At 62.4% G+C, this 17,359-nt stretch carries 10 protein-coding genes; all 10 read right to left on the reverse strand.

Going from position 1 to position 17,359, the window contains the following annotated elements; genetic code table 11:
* Positions 1 to 15 precede the first annotated feature (15 nt).
* Positions 16 to 993: a hypothetical protein gene (locus tag K5607_RS02560; RefSeq protein ID WP_054773204.1), complete on the reverse strand. Its 978-nt coding sequence runs from the start codon at positions 991 to 993 to the stop codon at positions 16 to 18.
* Positions 994 to 1,241: 248 nt separating this feature from the next.
* On the reverse strand, positions 1,242 to 1,697 hold the full coding sequence (locus tag K5607_RS02565; RefSeq protein WP_054773203.1) for a bacteriohemerythrin: 456 nt from the start codon (positions 1,695 to 1,697) through the stop codon (positions 1,242 to 1,244).
* 19 nt (positions 1,698 to 1,716) lie between these two features.
* On the reverse strand, positions 1,717 to 4,032 hold the full coding sequence (locus K5607_RS02570; protein WP_221048096.1) for an EAL domain-containing protein: 2,316 nt from the start codon (positions 4,030 to 4,032) through the stop codon (positions 1,717 to 1,719).
* A gap of 191 nt (positions 4,033 to 4,223) precedes the next feature.
* A complete protein-coding gene (locus K5607_RS18000) occupies positions 4,224 to 6,371 on the reverse strand; it encodes a methyl-accepting chemotaxis protein (protein ID WP_054773197.1) in 2,148 nt (715 codons plus the stop codon).
* Positions 6,372 to 6,519: 148 nt separating this feature from the next.
* A complete protein-coding gene (locus K5607_RS02590) occupies positions 6,520 to 7,614 on the reverse strand; it encodes an HD-GYP domain-containing protein (protein ID WP_221048097.1) in 1,095 nt (364 codons plus the stop codon).
* A gap of 1 nt (position 7,615) precedes the next feature.
* Positions 7,616 to 9,034, reverse strand: coding sequence for a GGDEF domain-containing protein (locus tag K5607_RS02595; RefSeq protein ID WP_054773196.1), 1,419 nt, complete (start codon positions 9,032 to 9,034; stop codon positions 7,616 to 7,618).
* A 22-nt stretch (positions 9,035 to 9,056) separates the two neighbouring features.
* The gene (locus K5607_RS02600; RefSeq protein WP_221048098.1) at positions 9,057 to 12,566 is read right to left on the reverse strand and encodes a PAS domain-containing protein; all 3,510 of its coding nucleotides are present in this window, start codon (positions 12,564 to 12,566) and stop codon (positions 9,057 to 9,059) included.
* Positions 12,563 to 13,810, reverse strand: a complete 1,248-nt coding sequence (locus K5607_RS02605; RefSeq protein ID WP_221048099.1) for a GGDEF domain-containing response regulator — start codon at positions 13,808 to 13,810, stop codon at positions 12,563 to 12,565. The genes K5607_RS02600 and K5607_RS02605 overlap by 4 nt, the downstream gene beginning before the upstream one ends.
* 228 nt (positions 13,811 to 14,038) lie before the next feature.
* On the reverse strand, positions 14,039 to 14,683 hold the full coding sequence (locus K5607_RS02610; RefSeq protein WP_221048100.1) for a response regulator: 645 nt from the start codon (positions 14,681 to 14,683) through the stop codon (positions 14,039 to 14,041).
* A complete protein-coding gene (locus K5607_RS02615) occupies positions 14,680 to 17,337 on the reverse strand; it encodes a sensor histidine kinase (RefSeq protein WP_221048101.1) in 2,658 nt (885 codons plus the stop codon). Before K5607_RS02615 ends, K5607_RS02610 begins: the two co-directional genes overlap by 4 nt.
* Positions 17,338 to 17,359 lie beyond the last annotated feature (22 nt).

The raw sequence follows: 17,359 nt of genomic DNA on the forward strand, positions 1-17,359 counted from the left end.
GCCTACGGTTTCCGCTTACGCTTTCGGCAGCGGCTTCAGCGCCGAGCGGAATTGCATGACCTTGTTCAGCACGTCGAACCAGAACGGCGCGCCGAAGGAGATGGCGATGGCGGAGATGAGCCAGCCGAAGAAAATTTCCACATAGGCAACGCAACGGTCTTTTTCGCCGGATTGTTTTTCGCCGGCTTTGGCTTCGCTCCGTTGCCAGCCGATGGGCAGTTTGAGGGACGCCAACGCCATCTGGGTGTCTTGGATTTGGTCTTGCAAGGCTTTTTCGTTTACCCCCGCCGTGGGCGCGGCCGGATTCTTGACCATGTAGGCGTCGGCATTGGCGACGATCTGGTTTCGCAGCGTGTCGTCGACCATCAAGGCCTGGGTGATGGCGAGGGTGTTGACGTTGAGGCACACCACCAGGACGGCGGCGATGATCAGCGACAGTTGTTGCGTATGCTTGCGGTACCAGCCGGACACCCGCTGGGTGCCGGTGTCGTACCAGGTTTCCAGTTGCTTGATGGCGGCGTTGTAGTCGTCCTTGGCTGCCGCCAGCAGGCTGGCGAGGGCGCGTTTTTGGCCGTCGTCCAGCAGGGTGGTGTTGGCGATGACGTGGGCGATGTCGTCCACGGTTTTAGGCGGCGCGGCGGGTTGGTCGCCGGTTTGCTTTTGGGCGATTTCGTCCAGCAGGGCGAGGACGAAGGTATTGGAAGGAATATATGAGGGCAGGTTGCTGGGCTTGAACATGCCGCCTTCCTTGGCGTCGTTTTGGTATAGGCCGTAGACCAGCGGATTGTTGTAAACGGCGTCCACCAGCGGTTTGGCGAGGCTGTCGTTGTTGTCGCCGGCCAGCAGTTCCATCAGTCCCAGCCGCAGGAAGCGGCCGCGTTTTTTCAGCAGGATTTCCAGGTATTCGACGCTGGCGGTGCAGATCAGGCTGAGCAGCAGGTAGACGAAGGACAGGCTGATGATGACGTCGAGGATGGCGGACAAGGCGTTCATGCGTGACTCCCGGGGTTGCGGCGTTAGCGAGGATGGTCGGCAACGGGGGGAGTGGGCGGGGGCGCTTGGCCGTCCCTGGCGCTGGTTTTTCTTCCCTGTTACCAGCCGCATACGCTAGCGCCGGTCGGTGGTGGCCGGCAAGTCGGCCAAAGTTTACACGGCGTAAGCCTTGGCTTACATCGTTTGTCGGTGGGTCGGCGCTGGGCCTAGGATCATGGGACGGGCGCTTGGCGCGGCTGGCTTTCCGTTTAATCGGTATGCGCGTGTTTCTGCCGATATTGGGCCGATGCCAGCAGAAACGCGGCCAGTTGCTTGTCGGTGTTGAGGATATGGTTGACCAGCCAGCCGTTGAGGAAGGCGAGCAACTCCGTTCGTGAAATCGGCTGCCCTTTTTTGAGGCTTTCCCGCGCGGCGACCACCTTGGCGGAAAATTCGCGATGTTGCCGCGTGTGGGTATCGGCGTCGCCGGGATGGTCCTGGCCGTAGCCGTATTCGTGCATCAATTCCTCTTCGGTTTCGAAGTGGTATAAGGCATAGCCGAGAAGGTCGTGGGTGATCTGCTCCAAAAACGCGGCGCCGACGTCGGTCGTCAGTTTGGCGTTGGCGTCGTTGAGGGTGTTGACGAGGATGCGGTGTTGCTCGTCGATGATGTCGATGCCGGTGACGAGCGTGTTGTCCCAAATGATGGGGTCATGGTCGGCCATGGTTCGGTTCCCTTCTGTTTCAATCGGGGCTTTTGCCCCGCAATTCATCGGCCAGCACGACGCGAAGCCGCCGCAGGAGCGCGATCAAGTCGAGTTGTTGCGTCAGCAAATGGTTTTCTTCGGCAAGGGCCTCGCTGGCTTGGCCGGCTTGCCGGTATTCGCTCAAACGCAGCGCGCTTTCGTGTATGTTCCGGTGTACCGCGTCGATGGCCTGGAACTCGCTTAAATTGCGGAAGCGGCGCATGCCTTCCCGATAATACCAGCAGCCGAAACGGCATTGCCGGTGATCCGCCAGCGATTCGCGCTCTTGCTCCTGGTTGTGTTGGGGATTGCTGCGTTGGGCGACGACTTGTTCGATCCAGTGGCGATGGTTGGCTTCCGCCAGCAGCAGTTCGAAATAATCCCGCGAGGGGCGCGACGCGCCGGCCAGTTCCCACAGGGGATCGGGCGTGAAAGCCTTGAGCCATACCGGCATGCGTTCCGCCGGCATGGGGCGGGCGAGGGCGTAACCCTGCATGACATCGCAGCCTAGCCCCATCAGCATGAAAACGTGATCGATGCTTTCCACGCCTTCGGCGATCACGCCGCGCCGGAAGGAGGCCGCCAAGCCGATGACGCCCTCCACGATGGCGAGGTCGCCCGGGTCGTCGAGCATGCCGAACACGAAATTTTGGTCGATTTTCAGGATGTCGGCGGCGAGGCGTTTCAAGTGCACCAGCGAGGAAAAGCCGGTGCCGAAATCGTCCAGCGCGATGCCGATGCCCATGGCTTGGCAAGCGCGGATGGCGTCCGCCACGGCGTTGACGTCCTCCAGCGCCGCCGTTTCGACGATTTCCAGCTCCAGCCGGCCGACGACGTCCGCGCCGTGCTGGGCGAGCAGTTCCCGCAGGCGTTGCGTGAATTCCTTTTGATGCAGTTGGCGGGCGGAAATATTGACGCTGATTTTAAGGTCGAAGCCGTCGTCGAGCCATTCGCGCAATTGCCGCGACGCTTCCTGTATCACCCATTCGCCCAGTTCGACGATCAGGTCGTCGTGCTCCAGCAGCGGTATGAACTCGGACGGTCCCAGCAGGCCCAGTATCGGGTGGTTCCAGCGCACCAAGGCTTCGGCGCCCACCGCTTTGCCGCGGCGGCAATCGACCTGGGGTTGGTAATAAAGAACGAACTGTCCGGCGTTCAGCGCCTTGCCGATTTTTTTGAGGGTGCTTTGTTTGGCGTGTTGGCGCTGATCGATGCTGGGATCGAAGATGTGATAGCGGTTTTTGCCGGCCTGTTTCGCCTCGTACATGGATTGGTCGGCGTGGCGCAACAGCAGGTCGGGAGCGCTGCCGTCGCTGGGATAGAGGGTAACGCCGATGCTGGCGGAGACTTTGGCGCTCTGTCCGGCCACTTGGTAGGGATTGGCCACCAGGCTGACGATGCGGCCGAGGGTTTGCTCGCACGCGCCGTTCGTCTGGAAGCCGCCGAGCAGCAGGGCGAACTCGTCCCCGCCGAGGCGAGCGGCGGTGTCTTCCTGGCGGATGCAATCCAATAGGCGTTGCGCCACTTCGCGCAGCAGTTGGTCGCCGGCGTGATGGCCCAGACTGTCGTTGACGGCCTTGAAGCCGTCCAGGTCGAGCATGCAGACGGCGATCAGCTCGCCGGTGCGGCGTGCGCGCGCCAGGGTTTGGCGCATGCGGTCGGCCAGCAGCATGCGGTTGGGCAGTTGGGTCAGCGGGTCGAAAAACGCCAGATTGCGGATTTCGTCTTCCGCCGATTTTCGCGCGGTGATGTCGGTCAGCGTGCCGACATAGTGGCTGGTGGTGCCGGTGGCGTCGTAAACCGCCGTGATGGTGAGCCATTCCGGGTAAATTTCGCCGTTTTTGCGCCGGTTCCAGACTTCCCCTTGCCAGCTTCCCGTGTCGGCGATGCTTTGCCACATGGCTTTGTAAAAGGCCGCGTCGTGGCGTCCCGATTTGAGCAGGTTCATTTTCCTGCCGATGGCTTCCTCGGCCGTATAGCCGGTGATGTCGGTGAAGGCCTGGTTGACCCGGAGGATCACGCAGTCGGCATCGGTGATGATCATGCCTTCCTGGGATTCGAAGGCGGTGGCGGCGACGCGCAGTTCCAGTTCGGCGCGCTTGAGCGCCTTGATGTGCATCGCCATAGGGCGAAACACGAAAAAGTACAGGGTGGGGAAAACCAGGATCACCAGCGTCGTCGCGTCAATCAGAGCCTCGACGATGGGGTTGAGGGGCGGGATGTGCATAAGCAGCAGCATCACCGCGATTTCACCGAAAAAAATGGAACCCACCAGCGCCAAAGCCAGGTAGGTTCGCTCCTGTTTGGTAGTCAACAGTTTGGGACTAATTGTCATCGGGCATTCGATACGGGGTGGTCGGGGGGCATGGCCGCCGGTGGCGACCATGTCTGGCAGACGCTTCATGCGACGGGCAATGACGGTTCCAAGCAAGCGTTCGCTACTCTGCGATACGGAAAGCGGCGCGCGAAGCCGCAGCCGCCCCGCCATAGGCCGGCTCGCGTTCGTTAAAATTCGATAAATTCACCTGCGGGTTGCTGCGGCAGGGGATCCTTACTATCCAGTTTAGACTCGAATAGACGGAATTCTCCGATCAGCGCCCGCATTCGCTCCGAGGTTTGCAGCAAGTCCTTGGAAAGCTGGAAGGCCTGTTGCGCCACCGTGGTGTTTTGTTCCACCAGCTGGGCGACGTCCATCATGCTGGAAGCCACGATTTCTCCGGCCTTTGCCTGCTCGCCGGCGGCCTCGGAAATGCGTTGCGACATTTCGGAGACTTCCTTGCTGGCGGCGGTGATTTGGTCCAGCTCGTCGACGCTGGCCCGCATCATAGACACGCCTTCGTCCACTTCGCTCACGGCCGAGTTCATAGAGCTTACCGCACTGCCGGCGATGCTGCGGATTTCCGTTACCAAGGCGGTAATGTCCGCGGTGCTGCCGGCGGTGCTGATGGCGAGCTTGCGCACTTCGTCCGCCACCACGGCGAACCCCCGCCCGGATTCTCCGGCCCTGGCCGCTTCGATGGCGGCGTTGAGCGCCAGCAGATTGGTCTGGTCGGCAATTTCCTTGATGGCGCCGGTCATGTCGCCGATCTTCTGGATGCTCTGGCTCAGGGCGCCGATAATCCGGCTGGAATCGTTGACGGTGCCGACCACTCGCATATTGGCCGCCATCCCTTGGGACATGCTGGCATTGCAGGCCGCCACCAGTTGCCGGGAGTCGCCGGCGGCGTCCGCGGTGCAGCGCGCGCTATGCGCCACTTCGACCACGGCCTGGGTGAACTGCTCGGTGGTGGCGACCACACTCTCCACCTGCCGCTGCTGATTCTGGGACTGCATGGTCACCAGGAACATTTGCGCGTCCAAATCGGCGCCGTTCTGCCGCAACGCCGCCACCGCATCGCGGATGTTGTCCAGCATGACCTTGATGCTGGTTTGCATGACCGCCAGCGAGCCGTAAATGTCGCCGAACTCGTCGCGCCGGGAAATGTCGATTCGATCGGTCAAAATGCCTTCAGCCATGCGGTTGAAATAAGCGACGACCTCTTCTATCGGCCGCATGATCGCCCGCAGCTGCCCCAGCGACAAAGCCAGCGAGATCAGCAGGCCGCCCAAAGCGATTCCTCCTAGTCCGTAAACCGCGCTGTGGTAGCTCTTGGCCGATTCCTCCCGCCGCTGCTCCATCGTTTGAAGTATGTGCCGGCGCAACACCTGGCCTTTGGCTTTGGCCTCCTCGTAAAGGAGGAACAGCTTGCCTTCCATCAGCTCCGACGCGACCTGGTACTGCCCGGCCTCGAGCGACGCCTTGGCCGGCAACAAGGCGTCGCGGATATAGGATTCTCCGGTCGCCTGAAACGCCGCCACCAACGCCTGGGCCTCGGCATCGTCGAGGGCTTTCCGCAAAACGCCGTGGGCGGCGCGAATCCCCTCGATTTTGTCGTCGATCTTGTCCGTATGCTGGGACAAAGGGTGATCGTGCTGCTTCGCCGCAGCGCCCGCCGGATCGTGCATGACGCCCAACGCGACGTGCTTGTAGGCGGCATCCATTTGCGCCAGGGCATCCTGTACCGCATACAGCGGTTCCGCCTGCTGTTCATACGCCTCCAGCAAAAAGCGATTGCCTTGCCGGATGCCGCTGAATCCCACCCAGGCGATGAGCGCCATCACCACGGCCGCAACGGCCACCACCGCGCCGATGCGCGCCTTCAACGTGCCCGACACCCCGGCCTTCGCTTTCGGCAAAGGCCGGTTGGACTGGTTCAGTTGGCGATAAAGCGCCTCGGCCGCCTGGATGTCCTTGCGCGCCGGCTCGGAGCGCACCGACATATAGCCGACGATCTCGCCGTTTTGCCGCGTGGGGATGACGAACGCATCCACCCAATAAAAATCGCCGTCTTTCGTCCGGTTTTTCACCAAACCTTGCCAGGGCTTTCCCGCTTTTACCGTGCGCCATAAGTCCCCGAAAGCTTGGGGCGGCATGTCGGGATGCCGGACGATATTGTGGCTTTGGCCGATTAGTTCTTTACGGGAAAAGCCGCTGATTTTTACGAACGCATCGTTGGCATAAACGATGATTCCTTTTTCGTCCGTTTTGGATACGAGATACTGTTCTTTCGGAAAAGGCGCTTCTTTGTCCGTTACGGGAAGATTTTTTCTCATGCGTAATACCGTTGCCAAGCCTCAGTGTGGCTTTTTAAGCCGCTTTCCTCGGCGACGGATTCATCCGCCGCCAAAGCCATACCAACGTCTAAAAAGTTTCCAGCGAACCGACGAAACGCGATGGAACCGCACAAGCCGGGCAACCGTTTCATCGGGGGCGTTTCGTCGGGACTCGGTGAACATATCCAGGTTCGCGGTGTCTTGCCCATAGGGCGATCGCTTTTTCCAAATGCGCCATGAACAATCCAATAACGGCGGGATCGAAATGGGTGCCGGCATTGTTCCTCAAATAGGCCACGGCCCGCTCCACCGGCCAGGCTGGCCGGTATAGCCGCGGCGACGTTAGCGCATCGAACACGTCGGCCACGGCGACGATGCGGGCGGCCAGGGGAATCGCCTCGCCCGCCAGCCGGCGCGGATAACCGCCGCCATCCCATTTTTCGTGATGGTTCAAGGCGATCGCGTGGGCCATACGCAACAAGTCCGAATCGCCGTCCTCGAGAATGTAGGCGCCGATGGCCGCGTGGTTTTTCATAATGGCCCATTCGTGCGGCTCGAATTTCCCCGGCTTGAACAAAACGGTGTCGGGAATGCCGATGTTCCCGATGTCGTGCATGGAACTGGCGTGCCACATTAGTTCGCAATCGGCGCTGCTCCATCCGGCGGCCTCGGCCAATAGCGCCGAATACTCGCCGATACGGGCAATGCTCGGGCCGGCTCGGCTGTCGCGATACCCTACGGCTCGTCCCAGACGGTGCACCACCTGCAAGGCAGATCGGGACACGTCCTCGGTGCGGCCCCGCATGCTTGCCTCCAGCACCGCTTTCTGGGCATGGAGCGAGCGGTGAGCCAATTGCGCCGCCAGCAGATTGCGTACCCGCAGCAGCAGGGCAACCCCGTCGAAAGGCTTGGCGACCAAATCGCTGGCGCCGGCAGCCAATGCCTGGACCAAATCGTTCTCGCCGCGCCGGCCCGCCAGCATCACGATAGGGGGCGACAGGGGATCGCGTAGCGCCTTGATCTGCCGCATGACTTCAAAACCGTCGCGATGACGCAGGTGGATCGCCAGCAATATCAGGTCCGGGCGCGCTTCCTGGTAGCGGTCCAGCACTTGGCGCGAATCCGCTATCAAAACAATCCGGCCGTAACCTTCCTCCGTCAGCATTTCCTCCAGCCGCCGCAAATTGGCGGCCTTGTCGTCGACAATGAAAATTCGGGCTTTACCGGGAGCCAAATCGCTCATTTCATCGATCTTCCGCCTCGGCGGCATCGGCAACGACGTAACGGTCGCGGCCGCTGTTTTTCGCTCGGTAAAGCGCTCGATCCGCCTGCGCCAGCAATGTGCCGAAATCCGGGTGGCCATCGTGTATAGCGACGCCGAGGCTGATGGTGACGCCGATTTCGGTATCCCGATTCACGCGATAGCGTTTCCGCCGGCTCAGCTCGACCAGCTTGTCCGCGACATGTTCCGCCTGGGACGGCTGCACATCGACCATGACGATGAGGAACTCTTCGCCGCCGTAGCGGAACAAGAAATCCCCGGCCCGGATATGGCTTTGCAGCAATTCCGCGCACTGCCGCAACACGCAATCGCCCGCCTCATGGCCGTAGCTGTCGTTCACCCGCTTGAAGTGATCCAAGTCCACCAGCAACAACGCGTAGCGGGAGCCGGTACGCAGGCTGTGGCGCGTTTCGCGCTGCAAAATCGGATCGAGAAAGCGCCGGTTGAATAGCCGCGTCAGCGTATCGCGTCCCGCATCGGCTTCCGCGTAGCGCTCGGCCAGGGAAGACAGCAGCCAGGAAATGCGGGTAACCAGCGAATCCAGTTTTTGTATCGCATCATCCAACGTCGCCCCGCCATCGTTCGATGAACGCGCCTCCGCCATCGAGGGCACCAGCTCGTCGAGCTGCCGCAAATACAGTTCCAGCTTGGCCAGCTCGGCGGAGCCGCTGAAAAACAGGCTGGCCTTGTGGGTGATCCACAGTCCGAAATCGGAATGCACGGCGCTGGGCAATTGCTCCAGTTCCGCGGCCTTGTTCTGGTGCAGCTTGGTCACGATGCGCCGTTGCCAATCGAAAATATCGGCGCGAATCCGTTCGATGCGGACGACGAGGTTCTGTCCCACCACTTGCGCTTGCAAGGCCTGGGCTTGCCTTTCCGTGGTCATGATGTCGCCGAAATAGCTTTCGTTCATCACTGCGCTGGCGATGTCCACCAGGGCATGCGTTTTTGCCAATGCTTCGGCCAGGCGCTCCGGGGAGTTCCGATAGGCCTCTTTCAGCTGTTCGGCTAACGCCGCCTTGAGCACGCGGAAGCCCAAATTCAGAATATGCGGCGGCAAATCGACGCGGGCATGCACTTCGCCGACGTGCAACTGCGTGTCCACGAACCGGGCGATTTCTTCCGGGCCGCGCCAGACGAACAGCTCCTGTAGCCAGCGTGTCATGGAATCGTGCAGATGCCGGTGAACCAGGACATGATCGAGAAACCGGCTGGCTTCCGTGTCATTGAGCATGAAACGGTAAAAGGTTTCGGCCAGGGTTCCGGCGACGGGATCTATCGCTTTGCGGATGTCTTCCAGCAACGCCCGGGGGCAGCTCTCGAATAAATGGGAAAAATATTCGATGTAAATAACGCGAATGGCTTTGCGCGAATAGTCCATGGCAATAGTCCGCTGCTTGATATTAGATGGCCGAATACTTTCTGCAGGTACGAGTCAGCAAACTATCCACGGTTTCTAAAAACTCCGAAATAACGAACGGTTTGGTTAGGTATCGGGCAAATCCCGCTTTGATGCCGCGTTCTATGTCCCGCTGCATGGCATTGGCTGTTACGGCGACGATGGGCACCGCAACGAGTTCGGCCTGTTTCCTCAATGCGCCAAGCACTTCGTAGCCGGTCATGCTGGGCATATTGATATCCAGTAAAATCAAGTCCGGCCGGTGGGCCGTCGCCAATTGGATACCCTGTTCCGGGGTAAGGGCGGTCAGCAGGCGTATCTGGCGGCGGCGGGCGAAAATTCGTGTCACCAGTTTGAGGTTGGTGGGGTTGTCCTCGATATACAGCACGGTGGCCTGGCGCTCCGCCGCCGTCGGGGAAGCCGCTTCCGAATCGAGGCCATGGCTTGAGCCCGCTTCCGCCGCCGTCGGCCAGGCGGCCGGCAAATGAATGGAGAAGCGGGTGCCGACGCCGACCGTGCTTTCCACGCCGATGGAGCCTCCCATCATCTCCACCAGGCGGCGCGTGATGACCAGGCCGATGCCGGTGCCTTCGATGGCATTGCTTTCCGCGCCCAAGCGATTGAACGGCTGGAACAATTCGCCCAGCCGCTCGGCCGGAATGCCCGGGCCGGTATCGCTCACGCCGATGCGCCAATGTCCCCTCTCCGCCGGTTGCACATCGATCTGGACGCTGCCTCCCTCGCGGTTGTATTTGATGGCGTTGGACAGGAGGTTGAGCAGAACCTGCTTCATGCGCGTGCGGTCGGCGCGCACGAACGCTTCGCCGCTGCCGGCTTGTTCCAAGGTCACGGCGCATCGGTCCGCCTGGGGCGCCACAAGGTCCAGGCATTCGTGGATCAGCGGGGCGACCGCCACCGGTTCCAGGGTCAGGTCGACGTGGCCGGCCTCGACCTTGGCGAGATCCAGAACTTCGTTGATCAGTCCCAGCAAATGCTGGCCCGCCTTGATCACCGCCTGCAGGCTATCCTGCTGATCCTCGCTCAGGTTTTCGTCGTCTTGCAGCAGCTGAGTGAAGCCGAGTATGGCGTTTAGGGGCGTGCGCAACTCATGGCTCATGTTGGAGAGGAATTCCGATTTGGCCTGATTGGCCCGGTCGGCTTCGTTGCGGGCGTCGATGAGCGCTTGCTCGGCCGCTTTGCGCTCGCCGATGTCGGTGTGCACGCCGATCATGCGCAGCGGTTGGCCGGCGTCGTCCCGCGCCGCGACGATGCCGCGGCAGAGTATCCATTTGTAGTCGCCGTCCTTGCAGCGCAGGCGCAAATCGATGGCGTACCGGTCTATGCGCCCGGCCAGGTAATCCTCCAGGTATTGCCGGGCTCGTTCGATGTCTTCGGGATGGACGTTGGCCGCCCAGGACTCGATGGCTGGCGGCATCTCGCCCTTGGCGTAGCCGAGCATGGTTTCGTAACGGCCGGACAGCGACAAGGCGCCGCTGGGAATGTGCCAATCCCACACGCCTTCGTCGGCGCCCTCGATGGCGAAGGCGAAACGTTCCTCGCTTTCCCGCAGGCGCGCCTCCGTCTCGATCCGCTCGGTGATGTCCTGCACGGTGCCGGTGAGCCCCACCAGGCGGCCGTCGCCATCCACCGCCCCGCGGGCCAATTCGTGCACATGGCGCACGCTGCCGTCGGGACGCACGATGCGGTGCACCACATCGTGGCAGCCGGTGTGCGCCGCTCGCTCTTCGCTGTCGCGCACGCGCTGGCGGTCGTCGGGATGCACGGCGGCGAAGAACACCTCGAGGCTGGGCCTGATCGCGCCCGGCTCGTAGCCGAAAATGCGGTAGATCTCGTCGGACCAAATCAGCTCGCCGCTGACCAGGTTGGCGTGCCAGTTGCCGATATGGGCCAGGGACTGGGCTTCGCGCAAGAGCTTTTCCCGTTCGCTCAGCGCCAACTCGGCGCGCTTGCGCGCGTCGATGTCCTGCACCACGCCCAGCATATGCGAGGGCCGGCCCGCGGCGTCGCGCACCGCGGCGCCGCGTTCCAGCAGCCAGCGCACCGTGCCGTCGGGCCATACCACGCGGTGTTCGATCTCGTAGGGAACGTCGTCGGCGATGCAGGCGTCCACCGCCTTCGTCACGAGGGGACGATCCTCGGGATGGACGGCGGCTAAGAACTTTTCGTAGCGGACATCCTGTTCGTCCGCGGGGTAGCCGAACAGGGGGGCGATCCGTTCCGACCAGTAGAGTTCGCCGCTGACGATGTTCCAGTCCCAGGTGCCGATATTGGCGAACACCTGGCTGCGGCGCAGCCGTTCGTCGCTCTCGTGCAGGGCCGCTTGGTTGCGCTTCAGGGCGGTGATGTCTGTGCGGATGGAAATGTATTCGTGGGGCGCGCCGTCGCCGTTGGCCAGCGGCACGATGCTGGCTTCCACCCAATACAGCTCGCCGTTCTTGCGGCGGTTGCAGATTTCGCCGTGCCACGCCTGCCCCGACGCGATGGTTTGCCACAAATCCCGGTAAAACCGGGCGGGATGATGGGCGGATTTGACGATGCGATGATTGCGGCCGAGCAATTCGTCGTGGTCGTAGCCGCTGATGGCGCAGAAACGGTCGTTGACGTGGACGATGTTGCCTTGGGCGTCGGCGACGCTGACGATGGCGTGCTCGTCGATGGCCCGGTTCAACCGCTCCAAACGCCGCAGCGAAAGGGCTTCCCGCTCTCGCTGTGCCTCGTCCGCCCGCCGCTGGGAGCGATAGCGCAAAGCGTGGGCGCGGACGGTGGCCGCCAGCAGCTCCAAGCGCGCCGGCTTGGCGAGAAAGGCCTCGGCGGCGGAGGACGCAGTCTCTACCCATTCCTGCAAATGGTCCATGGCGGCGAGGTACAGGATGGGCAAGCCCTCGTAGCGGGCGTGCTGGCGCAGCAGCCGTGCCAGTTCCGGCCCGCGGCAGCCGGGCGTCTCGATTTCCAGCAGCAGCACGTCGGGCTGGAAGGCGTCGAGACGTTCCAGCACCCGCATGGGGTCCCGCAGCGTCTGCACCTCTATGCCGGCGGTTCGCAGGCCCTCTCCGTAATAGGCCTGCGCCGTTGCGTCATTGTCCAGCAAAATCACCCGCACCGGAGGCCCGATCCACCGCTCGTGCAGTTCTTCAAGCCAAGAGGCAAGCCGCTCGCCGTCCAAGGGCTTCGGGAGGGCGCGGCCCGCGCCGGCACGCAGCCATTCCAGTCGCTCCTCGAGCCCGGCGCCGCCGGAGGTCAGCACGATCCACTCCCCCGCCTGCGCCGCGCGCCGGCACAGGGCGGCGCGCTGGCCTTCGTCCAGGCGGGATAGCCAATCCATATCCGTCAGCAACACGTCGCGCGCGCCTTGGGCCGGCGGCAGCGACTCCAGGCCGGGGCAGTGGTGGGGGGCGATGTTCAAAGCGGCGAGACGCGGCGCCAAGGGCGGAATCGGATCGGCGAATTGGCCTAGCGCGATCACCCGGATCGCCGGCGGGGCGGATGCGGTCACGGCGATGCCTCTCCCGCCAGGGCGACTCGCCCTTTGCCGTCGCGCTTGGCGGCGTACATGGCGCTGTCCGCGGCGTTCAGCGCCATGCCGGTGTCCATGCCCCGCCCCAACAGGGCCACGCCGATGCTGGCGCCCACGCGACAGGTGGCTCCCTGCAGCGTCATGGGGACGGACAAGACTTCCAGCAAACGCTGGGCGACGCGTTTGGCGTTTTGCGCCGAGCCGACGTTTTTGGCGATGGCGACGAATTCGTCGCCTCCCAGGCGGGCGACGAAATCGCAGCGCGCCAGGGCGTGGCTCAATCGGCCCGCAACCACTTTGAGCACTTCGTCGCCCGCTTCGTGTCCCAACCGGTCGTTGATGGGCTTGAAGCCGTCCAGGTCGATGAATATCAGCGCGTGCGGATCGTCCCCGGGCTTGGCCGACAAACCCGCCAGGGTTTCGTTGAAATACGCCCGATTGGCCAAGCGGGTGAGGGGATCGTGCAGAGCCAGGAATTCGATGCGCTTGCGCGCGGCTTCTTCTTCGGAAACGTCGCGCAGCAAGCCGATGAACAGGCTGGCGTCGGCGCGGCGGATCTCGGTGATCGCCAACCGCATGGGAAACACGTCGCCGTTCTTGCGGCGTCCCCGCACCGTGCGCCCTGTGCCGATGACGTGCGGCGTTCGCTCGCGGAGGTAGCGCGCCAAATAGCCGTCGTGCTCTTCCGCATACGGCGGCGGCATCAGCAGCTTGACGTTGCGTCCGACGACCTCGGCGGCGCTGTAGCCGAAAATCCGCTCGCCGGCGGTGTTGTAGCTTTGGACGATGCCCGCTTCGTCGATGGTGACGATCGCCTCGTAGACGTTGTCTAGGATGCCGAACAGGCTGTCCTGCATGGTGGCGATGCGATGCATGGAGCGCATGCGGGCGGACAACACCTGGAAACTGATGGGCTTGATCAGGTAGTCGTCCGCGCCGGCGTCCAAGCCGGCCACGATCTCGTCCTGCTGCGACAAGCCGGTCATCAGCATGAGCGGCACCCAGCGCGCGCCGCCCAGCCCCTTGATGCGGCGCGTGGCTTCGATGCCGTCCATGATCGGCATCACCACGTCCATCAGCACCAGGTCGGGCCGGTCGGCTTGATACGCCGCCAGCGCTTCCTGGCCGTTCAGCACGTGAGTGACCCGATAGCCTTGCGTTGTCAGGAAGTGGATGGTGGGCGTGGCGGTGGCGCGCGAATCGTCGGCGAGCAGGATATTCATGCGCAGCGGCCCGTCCGTCGACGGCGCCGATGGGCTGCCCGCGGGCGTTTCGCGGCTAGGCTAGACAACGGACAACGGCCCCCGGTCCTTCGTGTGCGCAAAAAACACCGGCCATCACCGATTACCTCATGGAAACTAGAGCCACCTAGCCTAGCCAAAGGCAAATACGGGGGGAATTCTCGAATTTGGGTAGAAGGGCTACCCGGAAATAGGTAGCCGGCGGACGACCTAAGCGGTGATCAGGCCTTCGCGAATCGCGTAACGCGTCAGTTCGGCGGTGGTGCGAACCCCGAGCTTGCCCTTGATATTGCGCCGGTGCACTTCCACCGTGGCGATGGAGATGCCCAGCGCCGGGGCGATTTCCGCGGCGCGCTTGCCGCTGGCCAAGAGGCCGAGAATTTGCCGCTCGCGCGGGCTGAGCACCGAGACCGGGGGGCAGCCGTCGGCGTCCTGTTCGGCAAAGCGGCCCAGTACCACGCCGGTCAGCTCGTTGCACAAGAAGCGGTTGCCCTGGTGCACGGCCCGAATCGACAGCAACAGTTCCGTCGTCGCCGCCGATTTGAGCACGTAGCCTTTGGCCCCCGCCTTGAACATTTCTTGGATGAACAGTTTGTCCGAATAGCCGGAGAGCGCCACGATGCCGATCCGCGGGTACTGGCGGCTCACTTGCTGGGCGACGTCGATGCCGCTCATGTCCGGCAGCGCGATATCCAGCACCAGGATGTCCGCCGCCGCCTGTTGCAAGGCGGCGAATGTTTCCCTGCCGCTGCCGGCTTCGGCGAGGATGGCGAAGTCGCCCTCGGCCAGCAAGGAGGCGCGGATGGCTTCGCGGAACATGCGGTGGTCGTCCGCCAGCACGATTTTGATCGTCACGGCTGTTCCGCTTCGCCGGGCGGCGGTTGGTTCAGCGGCAAGCGCATGACCACGACGGTGCCGACGCCGGGCGACGATTCAATGGTGGTCGAGCCGCTTAAATAGCCGATGCGTTCGCGCAACCGGGCCAGCCCCGATCCCTTCGCGTTCAATAAGGCCGTTTCCAGGTCGGTGATGCCGGCCCCTTCGTCGGAGACCCGCACCTCCACTTGACCCTGCTCTAGGCGGGTCTGGATGAAGGCGATCGGCGATTGGGCGTGCTTGAAGACGTTGATGACCAGTTCGCGCACGGCGCGGAACAAAATGGCGGCTTGCACCGGCGACAGCGGCTTGGGCAAGCCGTCGTCCTCCACTTCCACGGTTAGGCCGTACACCTGCTCCATTTGCTCCGCCAACCATTCGAGGGCCGGTATCAAGCCCAGCCGCTCCAATACCGGCGGGTTCAATTGCGCGGTCAGCGTGCGCACCCGCGTGCTGGCGTCCGCCAACAGCGCGTCCAGCTCCCCGGCCAATTGCGCCGCCGGGCCGTCTGCCGCGGATTTGGCCAGCAAGCCGAGCTTGACCTTGGCGGCATAGAGCAACTGCCCCAGGTCGTCGTGCAAATCGTGGGCGATGAGCTGCCTTTCCTTTTCTTCCAGCAAGGTCGTTTCCGCCGCCAATTGGCGCAATTCCCGCGTTCGTTCCGCGACGCGGTGCTCCAGTTCGGTATTGGCCTGCTGCAATGCCTCTTCCATCCGCTTGCGCGTGGTGATGTCCTCGCTGAAGATGACGATGCCGCCGACGCTGCCGTCGGCCGCGTACCATGGGCGGACTTCCCAGCGCAGCCTGTAGGTTATTGCCTGCCCGCGTTCGTAGTAGTCGTCGTCCGAAGAGACGACCTCGCCCGCAAGGACGCGGCGGTGGATGTCCTTCCAGCGCTCGGGAATGTCGGGGAATATTTCATAATGGCAGACGCCGATAATGTCCCTATCGCCAAGCTCGAAATCATTCAACCAGCCGCGGCTCACCGCCAGGTAACGCATCTCTCGGTCGAACATGGCCAAGGCGACCGGCGCGTGCTCGATGAGCAGGCGCAACCGTTCTTCGCTTTCGTATAACCGGCTCTGAATTCCCTTGGTTTCCGTAATGTCCACATGGGAGCCCAAAAGACGTATAGGGTTGTCTTGCTCGTCGGCCACCAGGGTCGCTTGGGAAAAAATCCACCGGTAAGAGCCATCCTTGTGGCGCATGCGGAATTCCGCCGTGTAGGCGGATTCGTGGCGTTTCAAGTACGCATCGACTTTTTGGAGCGTCGGCCCCAAGTCCTCGGGATGGACGCGGCTTTGCCATTCGGCGAACGAATTCGATATTTCGCCTTCCTCATAGCCCAGATGGGCTTTCCATTCTTCCGAATAGAGCACTTCGTCGGTGCGCAGGTCCCACTCCCACAAGGCGACCCTGCCGCCCCGCACCGCCGCGTGCAAGCGCCTGGTGTTTTCTTCCCGCTCCGCTTCCAGGCGCTTTCTTTCGGTGATGTCATAGAGAACCACCAGGTACTCGTTGTCGTACGCGTTATCCAAGGTCGTCGCCGTCGCAAGAACGACTTTTTCGCCGCCGTGCTTGCAGGCGACCCTCACTTCCAGCGGGGAAAAAGGCAGGCGGGTGTGTTTCGCCAGAGCCATGCGACTGCGCCACGAATCCATTACCCACTGGCGATACTGGGTATCGGGATAGGCTTGCGGCCACCATTCCTCCACGGTTTTGATGTCGTGGCAGTCGTAACCGAAGGCTTTGGTAAAAGCCGGGTTGAGATAGTTGACGTTTCCTTGCTCGTCGTTCAGGGCGAGCGGCACAGGCGAGGCGTCGATGATGGCCTGGATGCGGGCATGGCTTTGCTGCAAACGCAATTCGCTTTGCTTGCGCTCGGTCATGTCGATGTTCAGGCCGGCCACGCGCAGCAACGCGCCGCTTTCGTCCCGTTCCGGCGCTCCTTTCGTCAGCACCCATCGGATCGAACCGTCCGGCCGCACAATACGGTATTCGAGTTCGAAAACGCCGTCCGTCGCCAAAAGGGCTTGCCGTTGTTGCGTGATCAAGTCTCGGTCGGTCGGGTGCACCAGCGCAAGAAAGCTGTCGTAGTTTCCGCCGAAGCCTCCCGGAGGCAGGCCGAACATCGCCTCGGTTTCGGTCGTCCAATAAACCGCATCCGTATCGGGCAGCCATTCCCAAACGCCGATGCCGGATGCCCGTTGGGCAAAACGCAAACGTTCTTCGCTGGTTACCAGGGCCGCTTGGGCTTGGTCCAGCTCGGCCAGGTCCGTCAGGACGCCCAGCATGTGGGGTGTGCCGTCGATCTCGATCAAGTCCAGGGAGACCATGCTGCGTCCCACCTTGCCGGCTTTGTTACGGTATTCGTGGATGAAGTTGTGGGCGTGGCCCTGGCGTTCGATCAACTCGATGATCTTGTCGCGTTCCTCCTGCTTGCTCCACAACCCCAGCTCCGTGCTGGTGTGGCCGATGATTTCTTCGAGGGAGTAGCCGTACAATCGGAGGAAGGCGTCGTTGGCCTGGACGAAAACGCCGTCGTCGAGGCGCGCGATCGCGATGGGGGCGGGGCTGGCTTCAAACAGCTGATTGAAGTTGGAAAGCGTAATGCGGGGCGGCCAGGCTGTCATAAGCGTCTCTCTAACGAATGCC

The organism is Methylogaea oryzae, assembly GCF_019669985.1.
Taxonomy (GTDB): Bacteria; Pseudomonadota; Gammaproteobacteria; order Methylococcales; family Methylococcaceae; genus Methylogaea; species Methylogaea oryzae.